The organism is Nonomuraea sp. 3N208, assembly GCF_052245935.1.
Taxonomy (GTDB): Bacteria; Actinomycetota; Actinomycetes; order Streptosporangiales; family Streptosporangiaceae; genus Nonomuraea.
The window spans coordinates 96225-121631 of sequence record NZ_JBQQBR010000021.1; the positions used below are offsets into that span (position 1 = coordinate 96225).

The following is a 25407-nucleotide window of genomic DNA, read 5'->3' on the forward strand; positions in this document are numbered from 1 at the left end:
CGCCGATGAGATTGCACGTCCAGACGCGCGGGTCGGCCGGCCCGCCGCTGCTCCTGGTGCACGGATGGGGCGGCGACCACCGCGTGTGGGACGCGCTCGACTTCGGCGAGCGCCGGGTGATCGCCGTGGACCTGCGCGGCCACGGCAAGTCCCCGGCCCCGGCGGCCGGTTACACCCCTGCCGGCCTGGCCGGCGATCTGCTGCCGTGGATCGAGGAGCCTGTGGTGGCCGTCGGGCACTCCATGGGCGGCCAGGTCGTCACCGCGCTGGCGGTCGAGCACCCGTCGGCGGTCCGCGCGCTGGTCGTCGTCGCGCCGGCCTACGGGGCGGACGAGGCCGAGGAGCGGCTCATCCCAGGCCGCCTGGCCGCGCTGCGGGCGGACGGCGCCGACGCGGCGTTGCGGCAGCTCGGGCCGCTGCCCGCTCCGGTGGCCGAGCAGCTGCTGGCGACACCGGGGCAGGTGCTGGCCGAGTGCTACGCCGGGATGTACACCCTGCCGGGCGCCTTCGGGGTGCGCCGGGAGTCCGAGCCTTATCTGGCCAGGCGGGTCTGCCCGGTGCTCGCCGTACACAATGTGCCTGACGCCGCACGGTGGGAGGCCGGGCTGCCCGCCCATCCGCACTCCAGGACCGTCGTCTGGCCGGAGGCCGGGCATTTCCTGCACCTGGAGCAGCCCGCGAGATTCGCGGAGCTGGTGTCGTCCTGGTGAGCCGGCCGGCTCAGCCGCGCAGGCGCAGCATCACCTTGCCGCTGCCCGAAGCGGCCGCGGCCATGGCCTCGGCGGCCCGGTCCGGCTCGCGTCCTTGACGACCAGGTTGCCGTGCACGTATCCGACATCGACGCCGGCACCCTCCTCGTGGGATTGGGTAGGCGGTCAGGGTCTCAGCCGACCCAACCGGTGTAGCGGCGCCTGCCCGGCGAATCGGGCCGCGCCACCCGGCGCGCGCCGGGCTCCGACGTGGCCGCGACGGCTCGTACGAGCCAGGTGTTGACCGACAGGCCCTCCTGGCGGGCTGCCTCCTCGATCTGAACCTTGAGCTGCTCGGGCAGGCGGAAGTTGATCCGGGCGGTGCCGCCCTCCCAGGTCGTCGGGGCGCCGGCGGGCTGGGGCTGCGCGCCGGACGGCGCCTCGTCGCCTGCGCCGAGCGGATCGCCCGCGGGGCGCGCGTCAGGACGAAGTCGGGATCGCCGCGGCGCAGGCGCACCTCCACCGATCCCGGCGCCAGGTCGCGCGTGATCTCGTCCGCGGCTGCCGACAGGGCCCCGACTCGTGCCCTGTGCGGCAGCCGGCTGCCCTGTGCAGGGCCGCTCCGCCGAGGTGCTCGCCGTCCCGACCAGCCCTGGCGAGCACATCAGGCTCGTGCCGACGGCCTCCGGCACCGCCCACCAGGGCGCACTCACGGACTGGGAGCCCCAGGTCGTGGCGTCAGGCGGCATGCAGCGGGCATGTACCGGGTGGGGGGACAGCGAGGGGGCACGTTCATGAACGCGTGGACTTTCGAGGGACAACCGGAGGCATTGGGGGAGACGGTCACGCTGGTGGAGGGCGGTTCGTTCTGCCTGTGCCAGCGTGGCGGCGACATCGTGCCGGGCGCCGCGCAGGGTGTCTACCATGCCGACACGCGGCTGTTGTCGCGGTGGATGCTGAAGGTGGACGACCACCCCGTGGAGCCGCTGCAGATGATCTCGGCCGCGCCGTATCACGCCACGTTCGTGGGCAAGGCGCGGCCCCGGCCCGGCTCCGCGGAGAGCACGTTGCTGGTCGTACGGGACCGCTACGTCGGCGGCGGGCTGCGCGAGGACCTGGTGTTGCGCAACATGTCGGAGGAGTCGGCGGGGTGCGTGGTGACCGTCCAGGTGGGCGCGGACGTGGCCGATCTGTTCGAGGTGAAGGCCGAGCGGGTCCAGCCGGTCAACGATGTGGAGATGAACCCGGGCCAGTCGGGACTGGAGGTGTTCTCGGCCAGCCGGGCACGCGGCGCCCGGATCGTGGTCGAGTCACCCGGCACGCCGGTGGTGGCCACGCCGGGGCTGCTCACCTTCCACGTGGTGGTCCCCCCTCGGCAGGAGTGGCGTACGAAGCTCGTGGTCAATCCGATCACCGAGGGTGTCGAGACCTCAGCGTGGTTCCCCGCGGACCACTCCGTCGAGCATGCCGAGCCGGCCCGCCGCCTGGCCTCGTGGACCCGCGAGAGCCCGGTCCTGACCAGCACCAACACCGACCTCGTCCAGGTCATGCGCCGCTCGCGCGAGGACCTGGGCAGCCTGCGGCTGTTCGACCGGCGCCATCCGGAGGAGCCGCCCGCGATCGCCGCCGGGGCGCCGTGGTTCATGACCTTGTTCGGCCGCGACTCGCTGCTGACCTCCTGGATGGCGCTGCCGATCGACCAGTCGCTGGCGCTGGGCACGTTGCGGCGGCTGGCCCGGCTGCAGGGCACCAAGGTCGATCCCCTCTCCGAGGAGGAGCCGGGGAAGATCCTGCACGAGCTGCGCCACGGCGTGCAGGACGGCGCGTCGCCGTACGGCGGCCAGGCCTACTACGGCTCGGTCGACGCGACGCCCTTGTTCGTCATGCTGCTCGGCGAGCTGCGCCGCTGGGGCCTGCACACCGCGGCCGTCCAGGAACTGCTGCCCCATGCCGACGCCGCGCTGACCTGGATCGAGGAGTACGGCGGACCCGACGGGCTCCTGTGGTACCGCCGCAAGACCGACCGCGGGCTGATCAACCAGGGGTGGAAGGACTCCTTCGACGGCATCACCTTCAGCGACGGAACCATCGCCCGCCCGCCCATCGCCCTGGCCGAAGCGCAGGGGTACGTCTACGCCGCCTACCTGGCGCGCGCCCACTTCGCCCACGAGCAGGGCGACGAGGCGACGGAACGACGCTGCGTGGAGCGGGCCATGGCGATCAGGCGGGTCTTCAACGAGCGCTTCTGGCTTCCGGACGCCGGCTACTACGCGATGGGCCTGGACAGCCGGGGGAGGCCCATCGACGGCCTCGGCTCCAACATGGGCCACTGCCTGTGGAGCGGCATCGTGGACGAGGCCAGGGCGGCCTCCGTGGCGGAGCATCTGCTGTCGGACGAGATGTTCACCGGCTACGGGGTGCGCACCCTGGCCACGTCGATGGGGGCGTACAACCCGATGAGCTACCACAACGGCTCGGTGTGGCCCCACGACAACGCGCTCATCGCGGCCGGGCTGATGCGGTACGGCTTCATCGAGGAGGCCCAGCGGATCGCGATGGGGTTGCTGGCTGTCGGGCAGGCGTTCGGCGGCCGGTTGCCTGAGCTGTTCTGCGGCTTCGACCGGGCGGAGTTCTTCGAGCCCATCCCGTACCCGACGTCCTGCTCGCCGCAGGCCTGGGCCGCCGCCGCGCCCATCCACCTGCTGCGTACCCTGCTGCGGCTGGACCCCTGGGTGCCGTACGGGAAGATCTGGATCGTCCCGGCGCTGCCGGACGGGTTCGGCGAGCTCGAGATCAGGGACCTGCCCGTGGCAGGCGCCCGGATCACCGTCAGCGTCCGGAGGGACGGGACGGCCGTCGTGTCGGGCCTGCCGGAGGGCATCGAGCTGCTCACCGAACCCCGTCCGCCCGTCAGCGGCGCCTGCCGGTCCGGCGTGGCCGACCGCACCTACGGGCTGGCGACGCCATGACCGCCGCCGACCGGCACCTGGAGACGGGCCGGCCGAACCTGCGGCCGGGCGGCCGGCTGCACGTCGCCATGGTCGCCCCGCCCTGGCAGGACGTGCCGCCCCGAGCGTACGGCGGCATCGAGGAGATGCTGGCCAGCCTGATCAGCGGGCTGGACCGGCGCGGACACGAGGTCACCCTCATCGGCGCCGGTCACACGACGGCGCCGGCGACATTGCTGCCCACGTACGCGCGGCCGCCGTCCGAGCGGATCGGCGACCCGCTGCCCGAGCTGCTGCACGCCGCCCGCGCCCGCCGCCTCCTCGCCGGACTGGACGCCGACATCGTGCACGACCACTCGCTGGCCGGCCCCCTGACCGCGGCCTGCCGCGCCCTGCCGACCGTCGTCACCTGCCACGGCCCCTCGGACGGCGAACTGGGAGACTGCTACCGGGAGCTGGGCGCCGACATCTCCCTGGTGGCCATTTCCGACGCCCAGCGCCGGCACGCGCCCGACCTCGGCTGGGTCGCCACCGTGCACAACGCGCTCGACGTCGACACCTACCCCTTCCAGCCCGACAAGGAGGAGTGGGTGTTGTGGCTCGGGAGGTTCCACCCGTGCAAGGGCCCCCATCTCGCCATCGACGCCGCCCGCGCGGCGGGCCGCCGCATCATCCTTGCCGGCAAGCTCACCGAACCCGCCGAACATGCCTGCTTCGACACCTACGTCCGGCCCCGGCTCGGCCCCGACGCCACCTACGTCGGCGAGGCCGACGCCGGCCGCAAACGCGAACTGCTCGCCACCGCCCGCTGCCTGTTGTTCCCCATCCAATGGGAGGAGCCCTTCGGCATGGTGCTCATCGAGGCGATGGCCTGCGGCACGCCCGTCGTGGCGCTCGGCAGGGGCGCGGTGCCGGAGGTCGTGGCCGACGGCCGCACCGGGTACGTCCTGCAGACCGTCGCCGAACTGCCCGAGGCGATCCAGTCGATCGAGCGGATCGACCCGCACGCGTGCAGGAAGCACGTGGAGCAATGCTTCAGCGCCGAGACCATGGCGGCGGCGTACGAACAGGTCTACTGGGAGGTTCTGCGATCCGGTCCCGCCCGGGCCCGGCCGGAAAGCGACGGGCCCGGGGGACTCGTCAGCGTTTCATGATGGCGAACACGCCCCAGCCGAGCAGCGGCCGCTGGAACCGGGTGTAGAGCAGCGGCTCCCGCGACAACTCGGCCCGCATCTCGGGAGCGAGCTCGTCATCGGGGTTGGCCTCCAGCCAGGTCCGGATGTTCAGCCACTGAGCGGCGACGTACCGATCCCAGCTGTCCTCATCGGCCAGAACCATCTCGACGACGTCGTAGCCCAGGCTGTCGAACAGCTCGATCAGCCCGGGCAGCGTCTCAAGATCCTCGCGCGATCGGACATGGCAGGCCTCGATGGCTTCCCGGCTGGGCGGCTCGGCACGCCAGAAGGGCTCGCCGACGAGGATCATGCCGCCCGGACGCAGGCTGCGTTCGAGCAGCGCGACGGTCCCGGCGACGCCCTGGCCGATCCAGGTCGCCCCGACGCACGCCGCGACGTCGACGGGCTCGGCCGCCACGTGAGTGGAGGCGTCGCCGTGCACGAACGTCACCTGATCGGCGACGCCGAGCTCGGCGGCCCGCTTGCGCGCGGCCGCGAGGAAGACCGTGCTGATGTCCACGCCGGTGCCGGTGACGCCGTGATCGCGGGCCCAGGTGGCCAGCATCTCGCCCTTGCCGCAGCACAGATCGAGGACGGAGGCACCCGGCCGCAGGCCGATCGCGGCGCCCAGGGTGGCGAGCTTCTCCGGCGTGTACGGGTCGAGAATCCGGTGGCTGTGCTCCCGGATGGTGTGACTACGTGGCAGGTCCAACGGAATGAGTCCTAACGTGCGCTGGTCGAATGATCGAGTCGGTGAGATGACGCACGTCACGGACCGGCATATAAGTCGACTCCTCCGTCATGAATGGCGATTGATCAGGGACGTTAATCCGTGATCGACGACGCGGGCAACGGGATTTCCCGCGGATGAGACCCACGTCACTTTTCTCCCGCGGATGTCACATATCGACTCCTCTGCGGGCTCAAGGCAGCAGTCACACAGAGAGGGGGACCTGTGATGCCCGATGCCACCCAGGTGTTCGCCGACCATCGCGAGCTGCTGTTCTCCATCGTCTACAACATGCTGGGCAGCGTCGCCGACACCGAGGACGTGCTGCAGGAGACCTGGCTGTCCTGGTCGTCGGCGAACCAGGATCGCATCGACCACCCACGTGCCTACCTGGTGCGCATCGCCGTCAACCAGGCTCTCGCCCAGCAGTCGGCCCTGCGCCGGCGCCGCGAGACCTACGTCGGGTCCTGGCTGCCCGAACCCCTCGTCACCGCGGCTGACGCCGCCGACCACGCGGTGCGGGCGGACACGCTCTCGCTCGCGCTCCTGGTGGTGCTGGAAACGCTGACGCCGCTGGAGCGGGCGGTGTTCATCCTGCACGAGGTGTTCGCCTACCCGCACACCGAGATCGCCGCCATGATCGATCGCAGGCCCGCCGCCGTGCGCCAGCTCGCCCACCGGGCCCGCGAACACGTCCAGGCCCGCCGCCCCCGCACCCAGGTCGACCCGCACCTCCAGAAGCAGGTCACCGAGCGGTTCGTGGCCGCCGCCTTCGGCGGCGACCTCCAGCACCTGATGGAACTCCTGGCGCCCGACGTGACCCTGTGGTCCGACGGCGGCGGCAAGTCGAACGCCGCCGGCCCGCGTCCCATCCGCGGCCGCGACAACGTCGCCCGCGTGCTCATCGCCAGCGCCGCCCAGCCCCTCGACGGCCTCGACGTCCAATACCGTCAGGTCAACGGCGACCCCTGTGCGGTGCTGTTCGTGGAGAACGCCCCGTACGCGGTCATGGTCGTCGACCTGAACCCCGACGGCTCCCTGGTCCGCGACGTCTACACCGTCAGCAATCCCGACAAGCTCGCCCACGTCCCCGAGGGGACCGCCGAATGATCCTCAGATCCAGCCTTCCTCCCAGGCCCGGTGCGCGGCCGCGTGGCGGGAGCTGACGCCGAGCTTGGCCATGGCCGCCGACAGGTAGTTGCGTACCGTGCCCGGCGCCAGATGGACCTGGGCGGCGATCTCCCTGATCGAGGCGCCTGTCCGTGACACCCGCAGCACCTCCAGCTCCCGGTCGCTGAGCGGGCAGTCGTCCTCGATCAGCGCCGAGGCGGCGATGTCCGGATCGACGTACCGTCGTCCGGCCGCGACGTCGCGGATGATCTCCGCCAGCCTGGCGGCGGGTGTGGTCTTGGGCACGAACCCGCTCACGCCCGCCGACAACGCGCGGCGCAACACTCCCGGCCGGGCGTGCCGCGTGACCAGGATGATCTTGATAGAGGACTCCATCCGGATCTCCTCGGCGGCACGCAGGCCGTCGGCCGGCGGCATCTCCAGGTCCAGCACGGCGATGTCGGGCTTGTGCTCGCGAGCCAGGCGCACCGCGTCGGTGGAGGTGGCCGCCTCGGCGGCCACGGTAAGGTCCTCCTCCAGCTCCAGCAGCGCCGCCAGGGCGCCCCTGATGAGGTCCTCGTCGTCGGCGATCAGCAGCCGGATCATCGTGCCTCCGCGTCCGGGGTCGTCGCGGCAAGCGGGTCGTTCGGGTCTTGGGCCGGGGCGGCGCGCCGATCGTGCTCGGATCCCCGGCCGAACGGCTCCACCGGCAGTGCGGCCGCTACGACGAAGTGGTCGCCGTCATGCCGCCAGGTCAGCTCGCCCCCGGCGCCTCGCAGCCGCTCAGCGAGCGTATGGAGGCCGGTGCCCAGACCAGGGCCTGCGTGCGCACCGGCCCCGGCACCCGGATCGGCCCCGGCACCCGGATCGGCCCCGGCACTCGGATCGGGGCTGGTTTCCGGACTGGGGCCGCGCTGGGTGGGCGCGCCGTCGTTGCCGATCTGGAGGCAGGCCAGGCCGCCGGCGATCCGGTAGGCGACCTCGGCGTGCCGGGCGCGGCTGTGGCGCAGCACGTTGGTGGTGGCCTCGCGCATCACCAGGCCCAACAGATGCCTGCTCAGGGCGGGGAGAAGGTCAGAGGCGGTGGCCGGGTCGAGCTCCATCCGGGCGTCGATGCCGGCCGCGGCGAGGACTCTGGTCGCGTTCGCGATCTCCTCCTCCAGCGTGACACGGCGGTAGCCCTGGACGACGGCCCGGGTGTCCCGCAGCGCGTCCGTTGCCAGCCGGCGCACCTCCGTCATCTCCTCGGCCGCCCGAGCCGGGTCGGCCAGCGCCAGCCGGGCCGCCAGCTCGCTCTTGAGCGCGATCACCTGCAGGTGGTGGCCCTGGATATCGTGCAGGTCGGCGGCGAAGCGCAGCCGCTCGTCCTTGACCGCCAGCTCCGCCGACAACCGGCGGGCCTCGTTCAGCCGCTCCGCGACGTCCCACGCCCACAACATTCCGAGCGTGACCCAGCCGGTGAAGAGGACCAACCCGGCAGGGAACGCCGCAGCGAACACCACTCCCTGCTCCGAGACCGCGGCCGTAACTCCGCCGAGGACCGCCGCGACCGCCGCCGCCGCGACGATCAGCAGCCACCGGCGCCGAGCCGGCAAGAACATCGCGACGATCGAGACCATCATCGCCGGGCCGAACGACCAGAGCCCGTAGTCCCGCAGGGCGAGCAGGATCCCGCCCAGCACCACCGCGCCCACACCCCCGGCCACCAGCCACCGCACGGGCGGCCGACCGGATGGGGCTGCGCCGCGCGACTCGAGCGGGGCACGCGGGAGGCGGCGGCTGATCGACACCGCTATGGCCGACACCGTGACCGTCAGGGCGCCCACGGCGGCGAGCCGGGCCACGACCGGCACCGCCGGGTCCGTGATCCGGCTCCTGACGCTCCAGACCAGGAAGAACGCGGTGACGCCGAAGAGACTCCACCACGTGTAGCGCCGGAAGTTGGTCAGCCCCGTCCCGGGATCGACCGGCAGGTCACGCACGCGGCCATTGTCGCAGCAATCCACCGCGCCGGCCCGCCGCCGTCGCGCCCCGACCCGCTGATGACAAATGTCACGCGAGCGTGTGACACGTGCACGCCTGGACGTGCGGTTTCGGCGCTACCGAGGGGGTGTACGCATCGGCGAGCCTGGAGGTCATCCATACCTCACCCCCGTATAAGGAGGCCTTCCATGCAAGCCGCGAATCCCGCACCCACTCCCAGTCGCTGGATCGGCATGCTCAAGGACCGCTGGCCGAGCGCCGTCGCCATCGGGCTGACGTTCCTCTCGTTGAGCAGCGGCAGCGACCTGAGCGGTGAGGTGGAGAGCCTCGCGCAGGCTCTGCCCGCCCTGCCACTGCTGTATCTCGTCGTCGCCAAGCTGCGCAGGCCCGCGCTGTCGTGGCCGCTGCTCGGCGTGGGCATGGTGATCATCGTCGGAGCGCGGCTGCTGGATCTGGTCGCGCCGTCCACGGTCTTGCTCGCCCTGGCGCTGGTCGTGCTGGTCTGGGGCGTGATCGACGGGCACCTGCGCCGCCCCGGCGAGTTCAGGATCCAGGCGATCGGCATGATCGGGTTCGGCGCGCTGGCGCTGGCCGGACTGGTCGTCGACCCGGAGGCAGGCCGTTACGTGGTGGCGGCCGGATGGTTGCTGCACGGCGTCTGGGATTTCGTGCACCTGCGACGTGGCAAGGTGGTGGCCCGCTCCTACGCCGAGTGGTGCGGCGTGCTGGACGTGCTGATCGGGCTCGAGTTGATCTTCCTGGTGTGACGGCCCGAGCGAGGTGTCTCGCAGCCGTCAGAGCGGGCGGCCGGTCAAGGGCTGCTCGCGGTGCGGGCCGTGGCGACACCCCGTGTCCCCTCGCCGCCCCAGGCAGGCGCGGGACACGGGGTGATGCTCAGCGATCAGGAGGTCGTAGTGGGCGAGGAACTCGGCGAGGGCGAGGAGGTCGGCGGCTGGCCGGGCTGGTGGTCGCCGTGCCAGCGGCCGCCCTTGCCGCGCCAGCCCTGCCCATCGCGCCCTTGCCCGTCACGCAGGGTCGTGTCGTGGATCGCGACGGCCGTGGCCGTGCCGCCCTCCACCGTCGCCCTGACCATGACCTTCTGCCCGGTCTTCACCGCGTCGATGCCGTCGCCGCCGCGGTTGATCCGGGTGTCGCCGTTGACCACGTACTCCCTGGTGTAGCCGTCCTCGCTCTTGACCGTGACCGAGTCCTGGTCGATGGCTGTGACGTCGCCGTACTGGGTGGCGACGGTCACGTACTTGCCGGTGCCGTCGGGTACGACGAACTCGCCGTGAATGGAGTGGCCGCCGAAGCCCATCTTGCGGCCCCAACCCCGGTTCTGTCCCGGAGCCTGGTCCGTCGGCGTGCCGGAGCTCGCCGACGGTGTGGCGGTGCCGGTGGCCGTGGGCGTCGGGGACGGTGAGGGCGAGAGGGCCGCCGCGGCGGCGACGCCTGCGCCCGTGACCACGACGAGCGCGGTGGTGCCGACGAGCAGCAAGGAACGGGGGAAGCGGCGCCTGGGCGGCTCGTGCTCCAGTGTTTCCGCGGTGCTGAATCCATCCGGCCCAGGGGTCATGTTTCGTCCTCCCGATAGGTCTGCGATGGGACAACAGTGCATCAAAGCCCCTAAGATTGCCGTAAACGGTCTTAAGTTCCGACGTGCGCCGCGGTGCGCCGCGCTAATCGTCGAGCAGGTCGGACAGGTCCAGGCCGCTCTGGTCGGTGAGCAGGGCGGGCGCAGCGTCCTTCAAGGGCTGTTCGGTCCAGATGCATTTGCCGGTGGCCGTGTAGCGGGTGCCCCAGCGATGGGCGATGGCGGACACCAGTTGGAGTCCGCGTCCTCCTTCGTCGGTTTCGGCGGCGCGGCGGATGCGGGGTGTGGTGAGGCTGCCGTCGGAGACCTCGCAGGTGAGCACGTTGCTACGGAGCAGCCGTAGCTGGATGGGGCCCTTGGCGTGGCGGACGACGTTGCCGACCAGTTCGCTGGCCAGCAGTTCGGTGGTCGTCGAGAGGGCGTCCAGGTCCCAGGTGCTGAGCTGGGTCCGGACGTGTTTGCGGGCCTCGCCCGCGGCTTTGGGGTGCTCGGGCAGCGGCCAGGAGGCCATGTCGTCGCCCGGCAGCGCGTGGGTGCGGACGATCAGCAGGGCGGCGTCGTCGGCGGTCTCCGCCCTGGGCAGCAGGGTGCGGGTGAGCCTGTCGCACAGGGCTTCGAGGCATTTGGCGCAGCGAAGCCCCGTCGCATCCGGAGCGGCGGAGTGCTCCTGGTGCGGGCACGACGTTCCGGGCAGAGCCTCGCGGATCGCGCTGTTGAGGGCCCGGGCGAGATGGGCCATGCCCTGGTCGATGTCGAGGGCGGAGGATTCGACCAGGCCGTCGGTGTACAGCACCAGCAGACTGCCTTCGGGCAGTTCCATTTCCACGGTTTCGAAGGGCGGGGTGGCGGCGCCGAGGGGTGAGTTCGGATCGGCGTCGGGAAAATGCACGCTGCCGTCCGGGTGCACGATGGCGGGCGGGGGATGGCCGGCGCGGGTGAGGACGCACGCGCGGGTGGTGGGGTCGTAGACCAGGTACAGGCAGGTGGCGTAGAAGTCGTCGCCGAGGTCGCTGACCAGGCCGTTGAGGTGGGAGAGCAGCTCGTCGGGAGACAGTTCCAGGTCGGCGAGGGTACGGACGGCGGTGCGCAGGCGGCCCATGGTGACCGCCTCCGACACGCCGTGCCCCATGACGTCGCCGATGACGATGGCGACCCGGTCCGCCGACAGCGAGATGACGTCGTACCAGTCGCCGCCCACCTCCATCTCCTTACCGGCAGGCAGATAGCGGGCCGCGGCGGTGACCGCGGGCAGCTGCGGCAGCTCGCGCGGGAGCAGGCCGCGTTGCAGCTCCTTGGCGCGCGTGTGCTCCCTGTCGTACAGGCGGGCGCGCTCCATGGCCTGGGCGACCAGCCCACTGAGTGCGGTGAGCAGGTTGCGCTCCTCGCCGGTGAACTGGCGCGGCTCGGCGAAGGAGAGGACACAGCTGCCCACCGGGCGTCCCGAGGCGATCAGCGGCAGGAAGGCCCACGCCTTCTTGCCTCCCGCCGCGGCCAGGTCGGCCGTCTTCGGGTAGCGCTCGATGTACTCCTCGACCGAGGTGATGAACAGCGGGCTACGGTGACGCAGAACCTCCGCGATCGGGAGACCCGAGCCGGCCGGTATCCGGGAGACCCGGTCGATGAACTCCTTGGAGTATCCGGTGAACCCGACCGGCCGCAGGTGGTCGCCCTCCCGGAAGGCGAGCATCAGCCCGGAGGCGCCGAATGACGGCAGGATGTGATCGGCGGAGGCGTCCGCGACGTCCTGCACCGTGACGGCCTCGGCCAGCGCCCTGGTCAACTGGCTGATACGGCCGGCCCGCTCCACGGCGGCGCGCTCGGAGTCGTGCGTCTGCGGTCCTGCCACCGTCTCCAGGGCCTCGTGTGTCCTGGTGACGTCCCACAGGGTGCCGACCATGCGTGCCGGTTCACCGTTCTCGTCGACGACCAATCGCCCGCGGGAGCGTACCCAGCCGACCGTCCCGTCCGGGCGGCGCACCCGATACTCGCAGTTGTACATCCTTCCCAGGCGGATCGCCTCGTCTATGTCGGACAGCACCCACGGCAGATCGTCAGGGTGGACGACGCCCATCCAGGTCTCGATCCGCCCATCGAAGGTGTCAGGATCGAGGCCGAACACGGTGAGCGTCGCGTCGTTCCAGATGACGTCACCGGTCCGGATGTCCCAGTCCCACGTGCCGAGCGCCGGCAGATCCTGCTGCAGATGGGAGGCAGTGGGCTGTTCCTGGCACTCCGCGAGCATCGAACCAGGCGGAGGTCCGGAAGGCTTGCTCAGGTGTTCGCCGGCCCATCGGCCCAGCGTCTCGAGAAAGGCTCGTTGCCCGGCCGACGGCTCGTACGAGGAGAGCGTCAGGACCGACATCGTGCCGACCGGCCCGCCCCGGCCGAGCAGCGGGATCGCCGCCATCGCCGTGCCGGCCGGTGGCCTGCCCACCGTCGCGTCAGGTTCGCGCATACTAGGGACGACGTTCGCCAAAGGCGCCCACACGAAGGCAACGTCCCGGAATGCGCGCGCGGGGGCGAGCGGGCCGTTCCCCTCGACACGCTCCCATTCCTGGGCGAAGGCGGGGGGCAGGCCGCTGGTCACCACCAGGCGCAGCCCGCCACCGAGACCGGGACGGCCAAGATGCACCATGCCGCCCAGCCCGGCGAGATCGGCCACCGCCTGCTGGATCGCGAACCGGAGGAGTTCGATCCCCCACAGATCGTCGCCGACCACCGACAGCAGCCGTTTCCGCTCCTCAGAAATCCGGTCCGCCTCCGTGGACTGCGGACCTGGCGCATGCTGGTCGCCCATCCCCTTACCCTGCCCTTCACCACGTCGCCAGGGTCTTCATCAGGGTCAAGATGGGGGAATATGTAACAAGTATAACTACCCAGCGCACACGGACCATCGCTCAACTCGCAGGCGAGGAGTTCAGCCGCTCGCCCAACTCGAACACGAGAGCGGCGCGGTGATGTGGTCCGTGCGGCCACATCACCGCGCACCGAACTCCGCGCTGAGCCCGCCGGATCAACGCCACGACCGCGGGCTCGCTCACAGCGTCCAAGCCCGCCATTCGGGCGGCATGTCACGCCACGTGGGGCAACCATCGCCTGACGTTTCCTAAACTTGTACTGTTCGTTGTCTTGAACTATTCGTGTTTATGCAGATAGGTTTGGCCCATGACCGCACCCCAGACCCCGACCGCCGCCGAGGAGCTGCGCGGGGCAGGCCTGCGGGTGACGGCCGCCCGAGTCGCGCTGCTCGACACCGTTCGGCACGGTGACCACCTCGACGTCGAGGCGATCGCCTCCGGGGTGCGCGATCGCGTAGGCCATGTCTCCCTTCAAGCCGTGTATGAGGCTCTCCACGCGCTCACTGCGGCGGGACTCCTACGCCGCATCGAACCGTCCGGCAGCCCGGCCCGGTTCGAGGGACGCGTCGGCGACAACCACCACCACGTCGTGTGCCGGTCGTGCGGTGTCGTCGCCGACGTCGACTGCGCGGTCGGCGAGGCGCCCTGCCTGACCGCGTCCAACGACCAAGGCTTCGTGATCGACGAGGCCGAGGTCATCTACTGGGGCCTGTGCCCCAACTGTTCCAGCGCCCGCAACTCTTGAGCACCGATAACCCATAGTCCGGAAGGATTCCCAATGGCTGAGAACCCTGATGCAATCGTCACAGACGCGAAGACTGAGGGCGAAGGCGGCTGCCCGGTCGCGCACACGCGCGCCCCGCACCCGACTCAGGGCGGCGGAAACCGCCAGTGGTGGCCGGAGCGGCTCAACCTGAAGATCCTCGCCAAGAATCCCGCGGTGGCCAACCCCCTCGGTGAGGAGTTCGACTACGCCGAGGCGTTCAAGACCCTCGACCTCCCGGCCGTGAAGCAGGACATCGCCGAGGTGCTGACGACCTCGCAGGACTGGTGGCCGGCGGACTTCGGCCACTATGGCCCGTTCATCATCCGGATGGCCTGGCACAGCGCGGGCACCTACCGGATCAGCGACGGTCGCGGCGGCGGCGGCGCCGGCCAGCAGCGCTTCGCGCCCCTCAACAGCTGGCCGGACAACGGGAACCTCGACAAGGCCCGCCGCCTGTTGTGGCCGGTCAAGAAGAAGTACGGCCAGAAGCTCTCGTGGGCCGACCTCATGATCCTCGCCGGCAACGTCGCCCTGGAGTCGATGGGCTTCAAGACCTTCGGCTTCGGCGGCGGTCGTGCGGACGTCTGGGAGCCCGACGAGGACGTCTACTGGGGTCCCGAGACGACCTGGCTCGGCGACGAGCGCTACACCGGCGACCGGGAGCTCGAGAAGCCGCTCGGCGCGGTCCAGATGGGCCTCATCTACGTCAACCCGGAGGGCCCGAACGGCAACCCGGACCCGCTCGCCGCGGCCCGCGACATCCGTGAGACGTTCCACCGGATGGCGATGAACGACGAGGAGACGGCCGCCCTGATCGTGGGCGGTCACACCTTCGGCAAGACCCACGGTGCGGGCCCGTCGGAGCACGTCGGCCCCGACCCCGAGGCCGCGCCGCTCGAGGAGCAGGGCCTCGGCTGGAGGAACACCTTCGGCACCGGCAAGGGCGCCGACGCGATCACCAGCGGTCTCGAGGGCATCTGGACGAACACCCCGACGACGTGGGACAACAGCTTCCTCGAGATCCTGTACGGCTACGAGTGGGAGCTGTTCAAGAGCCCTGCCGGCGCGTACCAGTGGCGGCCGAAGGACGGCGCCGGGGCGGGCACCGTCCCCGACGCCCACGACCCGTCGAAGCGCCAGGCCCCGACGATGCTGACGACCGACCTGTCGCTCCGGTTCGACCCGGTCTACGAGCAGATCACGCGGCGCTGGCTCGAGCACCCCGACGAGCTCGCGGACGCCTTCGCCCGGGCCTGGTTCAAGCTGACCCACCGTGACATGGGCCCGATCGTGCGCTACCTCGGCCCGGAGGTCCCGGCCGAGACGCTGCTGTGGCAGGACCCCCTGCCCGCGGTGACGCACGAGCTCATCGACGCTGAGGACATCGCCTCCCTCAAGGGCCAGATCCTCGCCTCGGGCCTGTCGGTGTCCGAGCTCGTGTCCACCGCGTGGGCGTCGGCCTCGTCCTTCCGCGGCAGCGACAAGCGCGGCGGCGCCAACGGTGCGCGCATCCGCCTCCAGCCGCAGAGCGGGTGGGAGGTCAACGACCCCGACCGGCTGGCGACGGTGCTCGGCACCCTGGAGGGGATCCAGAAGGCCTTCAACGGCGCCCAGACCGGCGGCAAGCAGGTCTCGCTCGCCGACGTGATCGTGCTCGCCGGTGCCGCGGGCGTCGAGCAGGCCGCCAAGAACGCCGGCTTCGACGTCCAGGTGCCCTTTACGCCGGGCCGCGTGGACGCGTCGCAGGAGCAGACCGACGTGGAGTCGTTCGCCCCGCTCGAGCCGACCGCCGACGGGTTCCGCAACTACCTCGGGAAGGGCAACCGGCTGCCGGCCGAATACCTGCTGCTCGACCGGGCCAATCTGCTGACCCTGAGCGCCCCCGAGCTGACGGTCCTCATCGGCGGCCTGCGCGTCCTGGGCGCGAACTACCAGCAGTCGCCGCTCGGCGTCTTCACCACGACCCCCGGGTCCCTGACGAACGACTTCTTCGTCAATCTGCTCGACCTGGGCACGACGTGGAAGGCGACGTCCGAGGACCAGAACAGGTTCGAGGGTCGCGACGCCGACACGGGCGAGGTCAAGTGGACCGGCAGCCGCGCCGACCTCGTCTTCGGCTCGAACTCCGAGCTGCGCGCGCTCGCGGAGGTATACGCGAGCGATGACGCGAAGGAGAAGTTCGTGAACGACTTCGTCGCGGCGTGGGACAAGGTCATGAACCTCGACCGGTTCGACCTCGTCTGATCATGACGTCCAGGCCGGCCGCACCGGCCGGCCTGGACGTCCGGTCAGCGACAGCCGTGTCCCCGTGCGGCAGGCCCAGCAGCGCCGAGGCCGCCGCCTGGCCTCGGCCATGGTCCAGCCGGGCCGCGAGGCGAGTCGCGTGCCGATCGCCCGCAGCACGTGGGGCATGCCGGCGGTGCGCCGGACCAGCGCGCGCACCGCGAACCCGCCCGACTGGTCGTCGAGAATGGCGCGGACCAGGCCGCCACCCTGCCGGCCGGTGGCGCCCACGACAGCAATGATCTTCTTGTCGGTCATCGGGACCAAGCTCCTCTTATGTGCTTGCGACCGGTCCTTCCGGTCACACCCCGATGAAAGCGCCGCGGCATTGACGCCTCATGCACGTCCGCATCACGTGCCGCGCATGCGGGTTGCGGGCTGAGGAACCCCAAGCCGCCGCGAACTTTTCGCGAGGATTGCGTGTCTCATGGCATGTGATCAAGCAAGTAATGGCGATGACGTTGGTGGCCGGCTCGGTTCTGGGAGGAGCCGGCGTGGCCCATGCGGACACCCCTGAGATCCCCAAGGGATTCCTGCTGACCGAGGCCGCGGCGACCGCGGGACCGATCATGGAGGGGGAGGAGTGGTGGGAGATCAGCAACAGGCTGTCCCGGCAGCTTGAACTCAACCCCTGCAACAGAAGGGCAACACCCCGCGACGGCCGGGTCGCGATGCGCACCATCTCGTACTCGAGCAGCGCCCCCTCCGGCAGCAGCGAACAGCTCGTGCTCTACCCGGACACCACGTCCGCGCAGGCTGCCTTCCGCAAGCTCCGGGCGGACCTGGCCAAGTGCCCGAAGAAGCCCATATCAAAGCGCAAGACCGACCCCATGTTCGGCTACGTCGGCAAGCCGTTGCGCATCGCAGACGAGGCCCTGTCCGTCGCGGGCTACTACGTCTACCCCAAGGGAAAGCGTGAGCTCGGCGAGCTGGGAGTCGTCGCCCGCCGGGGCGCCGCCCTGTTCCTCTACTTCGACGCCGGCGGCCCGGCGTCATCGGGCAAGAAGATCGTCCGCCAGGCGAAGAAGATGGCGACAAAGGTGTGTGACCTGCCTGGGGTGTGCGAGTAGGAAGTGATCGCGGGGCAGGGCGCCGCAGTTCGCGGGCGGTCTCTGGGGAAGAAATAAACAAGTGTTGAGATTTGCCCCCAGTCCTCCTAGCCTGAAGGCGACATGTCAGCGGAAATGACAGGGGATGTCGACATGTTCAAGGTCATCGGCGCGGGCCTTCCGCGCACCGGCACCACCTCGATGAAGGCCGCGCTGGAACGGCTGGGCTTCGCCCCCTGCTACCACATGGCCGAGGTGATGACCCACCCCGACCACGTCGACCGGTGGCTGTCGGTGGTCGCCGGCGAGGTGAAGACGCGCGAGGACTGGGAGCGGGTGCTCGCGGGCTATCAGGCGGCACAGGACTGGCCCGCCAGCCACTACTGGCGGGAACTGGCCGATGCCTTCCCCGAGGCGAAGGTCGTGCTCACCGTACGCGATCCGCACAAGTGGTACCCGAGCGTGCGGATGCTCTTGTCCGGCGAGAACCGCCCGGACCCGTCCGCAGATCTGGCCGACCTGCCCGAGTTCGTCCGCCAGGTGTTCGCGTCCATGGAGCGGATGCGGCCGGCGATGGACCAGATCGGCCAGGCCTACTTCGGGTCCGACTGGCACTTCGGGGGAGACATGGTGGACGAGGAGGCGGCCGTGGCGGTGTTCGAGCGGCACGTGGCGGCGGTGAAGGAGGGCGTTCCTGAGCAGCGGCTGCTGGTGTTCGATGTGCGGGAGGGATGGGAGCCGCTGTGCGCCTTCCTCGGCGTGGACGTCCCGGCCGGGGAGCCGTTCCCGCATCTGAACGACGCCGAGTCGATGCGGCAGGCGTTCGAGCGGATGAGCGAGGGCGACATGTCGGCGTTCCCGTTCGGCGACACCAGCCGCTGACGGGCCGGGGCCGGGCACGCCCGGTAGCATCGGCCTGCACGGGAGAGGTGACCATCAGTGACCAGTGCCGCCGAGCAGGCCGAGGGCGGGGAGCGCAAGGGCGAGCGCACCCGCCGCCGCATCCTGGAAGCGGCGCGGCGGGTGTTCGGGAGAGTGGGCTACGACCGCGCCACCATCCGGGCCATCGCCGCCGAGGCGCAGGTGGACAAGTCCTCCGTGATCCAGTACTTCGGCACCAAGCAGCAGCTCTTCCGCGAGGCCGTCGCCTTCGACATGGAGGTGGACGCGCTCACCGTGCGGGGCGACCCGGCCGCCTCGGCGGAAAACTACCTGCGTGCCATGCTCCAGCGCTGGGCCGCCGACCCCGACAGCCCGATGGCCGTGCTCCTGCGCACGAGCTTGACCAGTGAGGAGGCCGCCGAGCTGCTACGTAGGCACGTCACCAGCGAGGCCATCGACCGGATCGCCCAGCGGCTGGAGGGGCCGGACCCGCGGCTGCGGGCGGCGCTGGCCGGGGCGATCATGTTCGGCATCACCACCCACCGCTACATCCTGCGCACTCCAGACCTGGCCGGCGCTCCCCTGGACGACATCCTCCGCCTGGCCACACCGCTCATCCGCGCCCTTCTCGCACCGCCGGAAAACCCGAACGCCTGACTGTCTGCGGTGGCGCCGGGTGTCCGGCCGGATCGCCCGTTGGCCACCGCAGGCGTACGGGTCCGAACAGGCCGCTGACGCGCTGGCCGGGGAAGACGAAGTGCGTCGGGCTGACCTCGTCCAGGTATGGGCCGAGAGTGCCGAGAATGAGGATCTCGATGGTGTTGTCCCCGTCTTCCAGGCCGACGTCGAAGGTGTAAGGCGAGCACACCCGGATGCCGCACGGCCGTCCGTTCACCGTCACCTCCGCCGTGCCGCGGACCCTGCCGAGATCGAGGAGTCCTGGCCCGGCCGCGGCAGCGAACGTGGTGCGGTAGCGGACGCCGCCGCTGTAGCCGGCCAGCCCGCGTTTCTCCCAGTCCCCGAGCCGCATCCGGCCAGGACCGCAGGTGAAGCGCACCGGACCGGCGAGCGCCGCGCCCGACTGCGCGCCGGGCGCCCTCGTCACCTCCAGCTCGGTGCCGCCGGCGATCCGGACCGCGGCGCCGGATGCCGCGTCCACCTCGATCCCGGTCACTCCGGGCGGCGGATCCAGCAGGAAGCGCTCGGTTCCCGGCCGGGCGCCCGGCACGGCGAAGGTGGCAGGCAGCGCGGCAGGGTGCCCGTCGAGCCAGCCGGCCGCCGGCAGTGGGTGCGGCCGGGGACGCAGGTACAGCGCGGCGGGGTCGCCGTGCTGGCGGCGCCGTACCCGCGGGCGCGACGGCCAGTGGGGACCCGAGACCACCAGCCCATCCACCAGCACCCAGCCGTCCGACACCACCTGGATCGTGTTGTCGCCCCGCCGGAGCAGGCCGGCGACGTCGTAGCGGCGCACCCGCGGGATGCCGGCGTCCGCGTAAGGGTCGAAGCCGCCCTGCCTGCCCGCCTCCTCGCCGTTGACCAGTACGCGGCAGGGCGCCGTCGAGGCCACCTGCAGCACCTCGTACGGCGGCGCCCCAAGGCGCACGGTCGTCTCCAGCCGCGGCCCGCCGATCCACTCCGGCCGGGCGGCGTCGGCGGGATCGGCGACAAGGCACGCGTAGGCCCGCAGGTCGAGTTCCTCGTCCGGGACGAGGAGCAGCTCGAGCACATGCTCGCCGGGCGCCAGGGGCGAGCGTGAGACGGCGGCGTATCCGGCGTCGTCGAGTGGCTGCTCCGCGCCGTCCAGCCAGACGGTCTTGGCAGCGCCCGCACCCACCGCGAGCCACCCGCCACCGGGGGGCACGGTGAGCAGGCTGCGGAAGCGGGCCTGCTCACCCGCCCGCACGCGGCCGAAGGCGAGGAACTCGGCCGGCACGTGGCCCTTCGGCCCCAGCGTGTCGCGGTGGACCGGGTCCTTGCGCAGCCCGCGCGACTCCGACCACACCGAGGGCGTCCACGGGCCGTCCCCGATCCGCTGCTCGCCCCGCGGGCCGAAGGTGGCGTGCACGTGCTCGCCGCCGGGTGTGCGCAGCGTCCAGCGTTCGACGGTGGCGCTCGTAATGCCGAAGTCCGACCAGGTGTCGTCGAGGGTGGGCACGAGGTAGACGTCCCACTCCTCGCCGAGATCGAGCTCCTGCCGGTAGGCGGGAGGCGGCGGCGCGGGCGCGGCCTCGGTGCCGTCGAAGATCAGCAGTGCGGCCGGTCCGTCGTCGAACGGCACGATGACCTCCACCGCGTCGCCGTCCGCCCGGTACGGCAGCGCTCTCGGCTCGCCGCCGCCGAAGAGGTCCGCCAGCAGCGGCGTCCCCGAGACGCCCCGCACCTTGATCCGCATCTCCCGTGCGTACCTGCCGGGGTCGAAGTCGATGGCGGCGTCCAGCCAGCCCAGGTCGACGCCGCGTTCCTCGGGCCGGCCGACGCCGATCCTGCTCGCCATGGGGAACGCGGCCGGCAGGAACACCACAGTGGTGTCGCCGATCTCGCGTACCAGCGGCGGGACCGGCGCCTCCACCCGCCGGTCGAGCCCGGCCAGCGCCTGCCCCAGGTGCTCGCTCGACGGTGCGAACACCGCGCCGCCGGCCGCGAAGCGGGCGCGCAGCCGCGGTGAGTCCGGCAGCGCGGCCACGGCGACCAGCAGCCCGCCGCCGGCGGCGAACTCGTCGAGCCGGGCGGCGACGTCCTCGTCGATGGCCGTGACGGCGGGCAGGACGACGGCCCGGTAGGCCTCGGTGGAGACGGCCAGCCGCCCGTCCGCCACGCTCGCGCGCCGCACCGAGTCGTCGTCGATCACGTCGGCGTCGAGACAGAGCCGGTCAAGGGCGCCGGGTACGGCCGCGAACCAGGCCATGTCGCCCACGATCTCCCGGTAGACGCGCTGTGCCCGCGCCGCCTCGCCGTCCGGCTCGGCGGGCCCGTCCGCGGGCGTGCCCGCCCGCGCGGTCGTCGCGGGCAGCAGGACGGCGACGTCGCAGGCGTGCCGCCCCAGGGACAAGGCGGCGCACAGGCGGGTGACCGCGTCGGCGAAGACCCGGTGGTGCCTCCAGTACGGCTGGCGCCAGTCGGTGGACGGCGGCGCCCACTCCCACCAGCCGCGCCTGGTGGTGTAGTAGACGGCATGCGGGTTGTAGAGGGTGGCGCCCGCCCGCAACCAGGGCAGCAGCCAGTCGAAGGTCTCCTCAAGAGTGCCGCCCCACCCGCTGGAGTGGAACGCCTCGATCCAGGTGCGCGGCCTGCCGTAGAGGTGGGCGAGGGAGGAGTGCAGGCGCGCGTCACCGTGGTGGTCGGAGCCGGGCGCGCTGAACCAGCGGTGGGTCCGCGCATAGTCGGCGTAGAGCCGGACCCCGTCGACGGGATGGCCGGCCCGGGCCGGATCCTGCTGGTCGCAGCCGTTGAGCAGGCCGTGGCGCCGGTGCCAGCCGGCCAGAGGCCGGAAGAACGCCTCCTCGGCCAGCTCGGCCCGGGTGAGCTGGTACGCCTCCCAGTCGGGGTCGCCGAACGAGAACGGCCTGCCGCGCCGGGCCGCGTACTCCTCGGCGAACGTGGCCGACCACGTGGGCAGGGTCGGCAGCTCGTCCTGGAACGACCCCGCGATCACCCGGCCGAACCAGTGCCCGAGGCGGCGCTCGAACTCCCCGTGCACCCGGTCGAGCAGCACGGCGCACGCGTCGGGGGACAGGTAGTCGAAGCCGCGGCTGGAGACCGACCCGTCGGCCTCCAGCCATTGCCCGGCGAACTCCGGACGCTCCTGGACGAGGCGGGCCTGCAGGCCGGCCCCGGAGAAGCCGAGCTGGTCGTAGAACCACAGGAAGGCGCCCAGCTCGAAGGCGTCGCCGCAGACCCCGTCCAGCAGTTCCCACCACGCCTCGGACAGGAACGGCGGGTCGTCGGCGTCCGAGCCGAACAGCGGCCCCGACGGCGCGAGGTTGAGGATGACGAGATTGCGCACGCCCCCTTCGACCAGGCGCTCCATCTGCCATCGCAGCCGGTCGCGGCGCAGCGGCTCGCCGCTCCACCACCAGATGGCCGCAGGCGAGTGGGTGGCGGGCGGCTCGCGCAGCACGTCGTGGATGTTCATCCCTTGAGGCCGCTCGAGAAGCCCTTGATGACGTAGCGCTGCAGCGCCAGGAACACCACCACGATGGGCAGCGCGCCCAGCACGAGCCCGGCGAAGACCAGGCCGTGGTCGGAGACGTACTGGCCGACGAAGGCGAAGACGCTGACCGGGACCGTCTCGAAACCGGAGCCGCCGAGGTACAGCAGCGGGGTGAAGAAGTCGTTCCAGATGAACACCGCGTTGAGGATCAGCACGGTGCCGGTGATCGGCCGCAACAGCGGGAAGACCACCCGGGTGAACGCCGTCAGGTGCGAGGCGCCGTCGATCTGGGCGGCGCTGGCGTACTCGTGGGGCAGCGCGCGGATGAAGCCGGTGTAGAGGAAGACGGTGAAGGGGAGCTGGATGCCGGTGTAGAAGAGGATCATCCCGGCGTGCGTGCCGATCAGCCCGAGGTCGGTGACCAGCTGGTAGAGCGGGATCATGCCGAGCTGGAAGGGCAGCACGATGCCGAGCAGGAACAGGATGTACAGGCCGTAGCCGAGCCGGGTCTGCACCCGGGCCAGGAAGTAGGCGGCGAACGAGCCGAGCGCGATCAGCGCGATGAGGCTGACCACGGTGATCACCGTGCTGTTCACCAGGGACGGGCCGAGCGCCGCCGCCGTCCAGGCCTTGCCGAAATTGTCCAGCGTGGGCGGGCTGGGCAGGGCCAGCGGCGACTGCGAGATCTGCGCGGCGTCCTTCAGTGACAACGAGATCAGGCTGTAGACGGGGAAGAGGAACGCCACCGCCGCCGCGATCATCACGATCTCCAGCAGGAACGTCCTTCTCATACGGTCACCTCCCGGCGCCGCAGGTGGTAGACCTGCACCAGTGAGACGGCCGCCACGAACAGGCCCAGCACCAGGGCGATCGCGGTGCTGTAGCCGAACTTGCCGAACACGAACGCCTGCTTGTACAGCACCGTGGACAGCGTCTCGGTGGCGTAGCCCGGGCCGCCGTTCGTGGCCGCGAAGACCTGGTCGAACAGCTTGAGCCCGCCGATCGTGGAGAGCATCAGGTTGATCGTCACGGCGGGGGCGAGCAGCGGCCAGGTGACGTAGCGGAAGCGCTGGAAGGTGCCGGCGCCGTCGATCATCGCCGCCTCGTGCAGCTCCTTGGGCACGCCCTCCAGCCCGGCCAGGAAGATGACCATGGAGTAGCCGGCGTACTGCCACACGACCATGCCCGCGATCGACCACAGCGCCACCGACGGGTCGCCGAGCCAGTCGACCTCCAGGCCGAGCAGCCCGTTGAGGCCGGCCGACGGGTCGGGGTTGTAGACGTACTTCCAGAGGAAGGCCACCATCACGGGGCTGACGACCACAGGGGCGAAGAAGATCACCCGCAGCAGCGCCCGGCTCTTCAGCTTCGCGTGCACGCCGAGGGCCAGCAGCAGCCCCACGCCGTTCTGGACGATCACGATGGCCACGGTGAGCAGCAGCGTGTTGCCGATCGAGCCCATGGCCTGCTCGTCGCCGAGTAGCGTGCCGAAGTTGGCGAGCCCGACGAAGGACATGTCCTCGCCGATCCCGCTCCAGTCGGTGAAGGCGTACACGACGCCGCCGGCCGAGGGGTAGAGCACCACCAGCGCGTAGACGACGAGAGCGGGCGCGGCGAAGAGCCACGACGGCGAGGTGAGGCGGGAGCGCCGCCCGGCCGCGGCCGGGCGGGTGCGGGCCGGCTTGGTCGCGGTCACAAGGGTCACTTCTGGTAGGCCTCGTCCATCTTCTTCAGCGCCTCGTCGACCGTGGACTTGCCCGCGAGCAGCTCCTGGACGACCGCGAAGTGGACCGGCTGCACCTCGGCGTTGGGCCAGCGCTGGTCCATGAACGGCACCGCTCTGTCCTTGGTGAACGGCAGGAACGACTCCACGGCCGGATCGATCGTGGACGAGGCGTCCTGAGTGAGCGGGATCGCGGAGATCGCCTTGGCCCAGGCGTTGATGTTCTCCTGCTTGCCGAGGAAGTCGATGAACGCCTTCGCCTCCTCGACGTTCTTGCCCTTGGCGGCGGCGCCGAGCCCGACGACGACGCCGGCCGGGATCCATACCGAGGCGGCGTCGTCGGCCCCCGGGACCGGGAACATCGACAGGTCATCGGGCGTGGAGGCGGCCTTGCGGAAGTCGGGCAGCACCGCCGAGACCTGGATGGCCATGCCCGCCTTGCCGGTGGCCACCATGGAGATCTGCTGTTCGAACGTGGTGCCGTTCGGCTTGTCGTTGAAGAAGCCGCGCTTCTGCAACTCCAGGTACATCTCCATGGCCTGGCGCCAGCCCGACTGGGCGAAGGTGGTCTGCCCGGCCAGCTGCTTGTCGTCGAACGTGGGGTCCTTGGCGTAGACCGTCGAGGGCACCAGCGCGTACGTGATGAGCTGGGTGACCCACGGCGTCTGCGCGCCGAGCGCGATCGGCGCGACGCCCGACTTCTTCAGCTTGTCGCAGACCGCCAGGAACTCGGTCCAGGTCGTCGGTGGGGCGTCCACGCCCGCCTGCTCGAAGACCTTCTTGTTGTAGATCGCGCCGATCACCGACGACCCGGCGGAGTAGATGTAGGTCTTGCCGTCGAGCTGGAAGGCCGGTTTGAACCCGGCGGGGATCGTCTGGGTCCACGGCTGGGCGGACAGGTCCGCCAGCAGCCCGGCCTCGGCGATCTGGGACATCGACATCGCGCTGCCGTTGCCCGGGTAGACCACGTGCAAATCGGGTGCGTTGCCCGCGCCGAGCTGGGTGCGCACGGAGGTCTGCACCTGGTCGGTGGGGGCGTAGGAGGCGGTGACCCGCACCGTGGGCTTGACCTTCTGGTAGGCGGCCAGCAGCTCGTCCATGGGGGCCTTCTGGTCGGCCACGCCGATGAACTTCAGCTCCGTCGCCGCGGGCCCGCCGCCGGTCGTGGCGGTGGTCTCCGGCTTGGTGGAGCACGCGGTGGCGGCCGCCGCGACCGCCAGGCCGCCCATCATGCGGAAGAACTGGCCGCGGCTCACGCGGGCGTCGCGCAGGTCGGTCATGTCATGACTCCTCGGTCGTGCGGAAGAAGCGGTCCCCCGAGGCGCCCGGCGGGTCTGCCCGCCAGGCAGGCGGACGGCGGCGGCCCTCCCACCTGCCCAGGCCGATGCGAACGTTTTAATGACGGTCATGCGAAAGCGTTCCGAGCACGCCAGGCGACTGATTGTTAAATTAACAACAAGTTCTGTT

General features: G+C 71.0%; 21 protein-coding genes. 10 read left to right on the forward strand and 11 right to left on the reverse strand.

Annotated elements, in window-relative coordinates; translation table 11 throughout:
• Positions 1–5 precede the first annotated feature (5 nt).
• Positions 6–710, forward strand: coding sequence for an alpha/beta fold hydrolase (locus ACTWPT_RS30040; protein WP_443180836.1), 705 nt, complete (start codon positions 6–8; stop codon positions 708–710).
• Between the two features lie 173 nt (positions 711–883).
• On the opposite strand, the gene ACTWPT_RS30045 is transcribed toward ACTWPT_RS30040, so the two are convergent.
• Positions 884–1438 (reverse strand): hypothetical protein, encoded by a 555-nt coding sequence (locus ACTWPT_RS30045; RefSeq protein WP_443180837.1) that lies wholly within the window; start codon positions 1436–1438, stop codon positions 884–886.
• 45 nt (positions 1439–1483) lie between these two features.
• Between ACTWPT_RS30045 and ACTWPT_RS30050 the strand changes: the two genes are divergently transcribed.
• Both ACTWPT_RS30050 and ACTWPT_RS30055 read left to right on the forward strand, forming a co-directional pair.
• Positions 1484–3658: an amylo-alpha-1,6-glucosidase gene (locus ACTWPT_RS30050; RefSeq protein WP_443180838.1), complete on the forward strand. Its 2175-nt coding sequence runs from the start codon at positions 1484–1486 to the stop codon at positions 3656–3658.
• The gene (locus ACTWPT_RS30055; RefSeq protein WP_443180839.1) at positions 3655–4791 is read left to right on the forward strand and encodes a glycosyltransferase family 4 protein; all 1137 of its coding nucleotides are present in this window, start codon (positions 3655–3657) and stop codon (positions 4789–4791) included. The genes ACTWPT_RS30050 and ACTWPT_RS30055 overlap by 4 nt, the downstream gene beginning before the upstream one ends.
• On the opposite strand, the gene ACTWPT_RS30060 is transcribed toward ACTWPT_RS30055, so the two are convergent.
• Positions 4778–5524, reverse strand: coding sequence for an SAM-dependent methyltransferase (locus tag ACTWPT_RS30060; RefSeq protein ID WP_443180840.1), 747 nt, complete (start codon positions 5522–5524; stop codon positions 4778–4780). The two genes, ACTWPT_RS30055 and ACTWPT_RS30060, sit on opposite strands and share 14 nt — an antisense overlap.
• A gap of 246 nt (positions 5525–5770) precedes the next feature.
• Between ACTWPT_RS30060 and ACTWPT_RS30065 the strand changes: the two genes are divergently transcribed.
• On the forward strand, positions 5771–6652 hold the full coding sequence (locus ACTWPT_RS30065; protein ID WP_443180841.1) for an RNA polymerase sigma-70 factor: 882 nt from the start codon (positions 5771–5773) through the stop codon (positions 6650–6652).
• A 3-nt stretch (positions 6653–6655) separates the two neighbouring features.
• Here ACTWPT_RS30065 and ACTWPT_RS30070 read toward each other — a convergent pair whose 3' ends face one another.
• Together ACTWPT_RS30070 and ACTWPT_RS30075 are read right to left on the reverse strand one after the other, a co-directional pair.
• Positions 6656–7258: a response regulator transcription factor gene (locus tag ACTWPT_RS30070; RefSeq protein ID WP_443180842.1), complete on the reverse strand. Its 603-nt coding sequence runs from the start codon at positions 7256–7258 to the stop codon at positions 6656–6658.
• Positions 7255–8634 carry a sensor histidine kinase gene (locus tag ACTWPT_RS30075; protein WP_443180843.1) on the reverse strand — a complete coding sequence of 460 codons (1380 nt, stop codon included), beginning with the start codon at positions 8632–8634 and terminating at the stop codon, positions 7255–7257. Before ACTWPT_RS30075 ends, ACTWPT_RS30070 begins: the two co-directional genes overlap by 4 nt.
• A gap of 189 nt (positions 8635–8823) precedes the next feature.
• On the opposite strand from ACTWPT_RS30075, the gene ACTWPT_RS30080 reads away from it, so the two are divergent.
• Positions 8824–9402 carry a hypothetical protein gene (locus tag ACTWPT_RS30080; RefSeq protein ID WP_443180844.1) on the forward strand — a complete coding sequence of 193 codons (579 nt, stop codon included), beginning with the start codon at positions 8824–8826 and terminating at the stop codon, positions 9400–9402.
• A 134-nt stretch (positions 9403–9536) separates the two neighbouring features.
• Here the strand turns inward: ACTWPT_RS30080 and ACTWPT_RS30085 are convergent, their stop codons facing one another.
• Both ACTWPT_RS30085 and ACTWPT_RS30090 read right to left on the reverse strand, forming a co-directional pair.
• Positions 9537–10211, reverse strand: coding sequence for a hypothetical protein (locus ACTWPT_RS30085; protein ID WP_443180845.1), 675 nt, complete (start codon positions 10209–10211; stop codon positions 9537–9539).
• A 103-nt stretch (positions 10212–10314) separates the two neighbouring features.
• Positions 10315–13026 carry a SpoIIE family protein phosphatase gene (locus ACTWPT_RS30090; protein ID WP_443180846.1) on the reverse strand — a complete coding sequence of 904 codons (2712 nt, stop codon included), beginning with the start codon at positions 13024–13026 and terminating at the stop codon, positions 10315–10317.
• A 368-nt stretch (positions 13027–13394) separates the two neighbouring features.
• Here ACTWPT_RS30090 and ACTWPT_RS30095 point away from each other — a divergent pair, with 368 nt between their 5' ends.
• Positions 13395–13832 carry a Fur family transcriptional regulator gene (locus ACTWPT_RS30095; RefSeq protein WP_443180847.1) on the forward strand — a complete coding sequence of 146 codons (438 nt, stop codon included), beginning with the start codon at positions 13395–13397 and terminating at the stop codon, positions 13830–13832.
• 33 nt (positions 13833–13865) lie between these two features.
• Positions 13866–16097: a catalase/peroxidase HPI gene (katG, locus tag ACTWPT_RS30100; RefSeq protein ID WP_443180848.1), complete on the forward strand. Its 2232-nt coding sequence runs from the start codon at positions 13866–13868 to the stop codon at positions 16095–16097.
• Here katG and ACTWPT_RS30105 read toward each other — a convergent pair whose 3' ends face one another.
• A complete protein-coding gene (locus ACTWPT_RS30105; RefSeq protein WP_443180849.1) occupies positions 16098–16394 on the reverse strand; it encodes an NmrA family NAD(P)-binding protein in 297 nt (98 codons plus the stop codon).
• Positions 16395–16630: 236 nt separating this feature from the next.
• Between ACTWPT_RS30105 and ACTWPT_RS30110 the strand changes: the two genes are divergently transcribed.
• The 3 genes from ACTWPT_RS30110 to ACTWPT_RS30120 all read left to right on the forward strand — a co-directional run bounded on the left by ACTWPT_RS30110 (position 16631) and on the right by ACTWPT_RS30120 (position 18724).
• A complete protein-coding gene (locus tag ACTWPT_RS30110) occupies positions 16631–17206 on the forward strand; it encodes a hypothetical protein (protein WP_443180850.1) in 576 nt (191 codons plus the stop codon).
• A 132-nt stretch (positions 17207–17338) separates the two neighbouring features.
• Positions 17339–18067 carry a sulfotransferase family protein gene (locus ACTWPT_RS30115; RefSeq protein WP_443180851.1) on the forward strand — a complete coding sequence of 243 codons (729 nt, stop codon included), beginning with the start codon at positions 17339–17341 and terminating at the stop codon, positions 18065–18067.
• Positions 18068–18124: 57 nt separating this feature from the next.
• On the forward strand, positions 18125–18724 hold the full coding sequence (locus tag ACTWPT_RS30120) for a TetR/AcrR family transcriptional regulator (RefSeq protein WP_443180852.1): 600 nt from the start codon (positions 18125–18127) through the stop codon (positions 18722–18724).
• Here ACTWPT_RS30120 and ACTWPT_RS30125 read toward each other — a convergent pair.
• Genes ACTWPT_RS30125 through ACTWPT_RS30140 form a run of 4 tightly spaced genes read right to left on the reverse strand, consistent with a single transcriptional unit; the run spans position 18681 to position 25220 of the window.
• Positions 18681–22199: a hypothetical protein gene (locus ACTWPT_RS30125; RefSeq protein WP_443180853.1), complete on the reverse strand. Its 3519-nt coding sequence runs from the start codon at positions 22197–22199 to the stop codon at positions 18681–18683. The genes ACTWPT_RS30120 and ACTWPT_RS30125 overlap by 44 nt on opposite strands.
• Positions 22196–23008, reverse strand: a complete 813-nt coding sequence (locus ACTWPT_RS30130; protein ID WP_443180854.1) for a carbohydrate ABC transporter permease — start codon at positions 23006–23008, stop codon at positions 22196–22198. The genes ACTWPT_RS30125 and ACTWPT_RS30130 overlap by 4 nt, the downstream gene beginning before the upstream one ends.
• Positions 23005–23913, reverse strand: coding sequence for a carbohydrate ABC transporter permease (locus ACTWPT_RS30135; protein WP_443180855.1), 909 nt, complete (start codon positions 23911–23913; stop codon positions 23005–23007). Before ACTWPT_RS30135 ends, ACTWPT_RS30130 begins: the two co-directional genes overlap by 4 nt.
• A gap of 5 nt (positions 23914–23918) precedes the next feature.
• Complete coding sequence (locus ACTWPT_RS30140; RefSeq protein ID WP_443180856.1) at positions 23919–25220, reverse strand: extracellular solute-binding protein; 1302 nt, start codon at positions 25218–25220, stop codon at positions 23919–23921.
• Positions 25221–25407 lie beyond the last annotated feature (187 nt).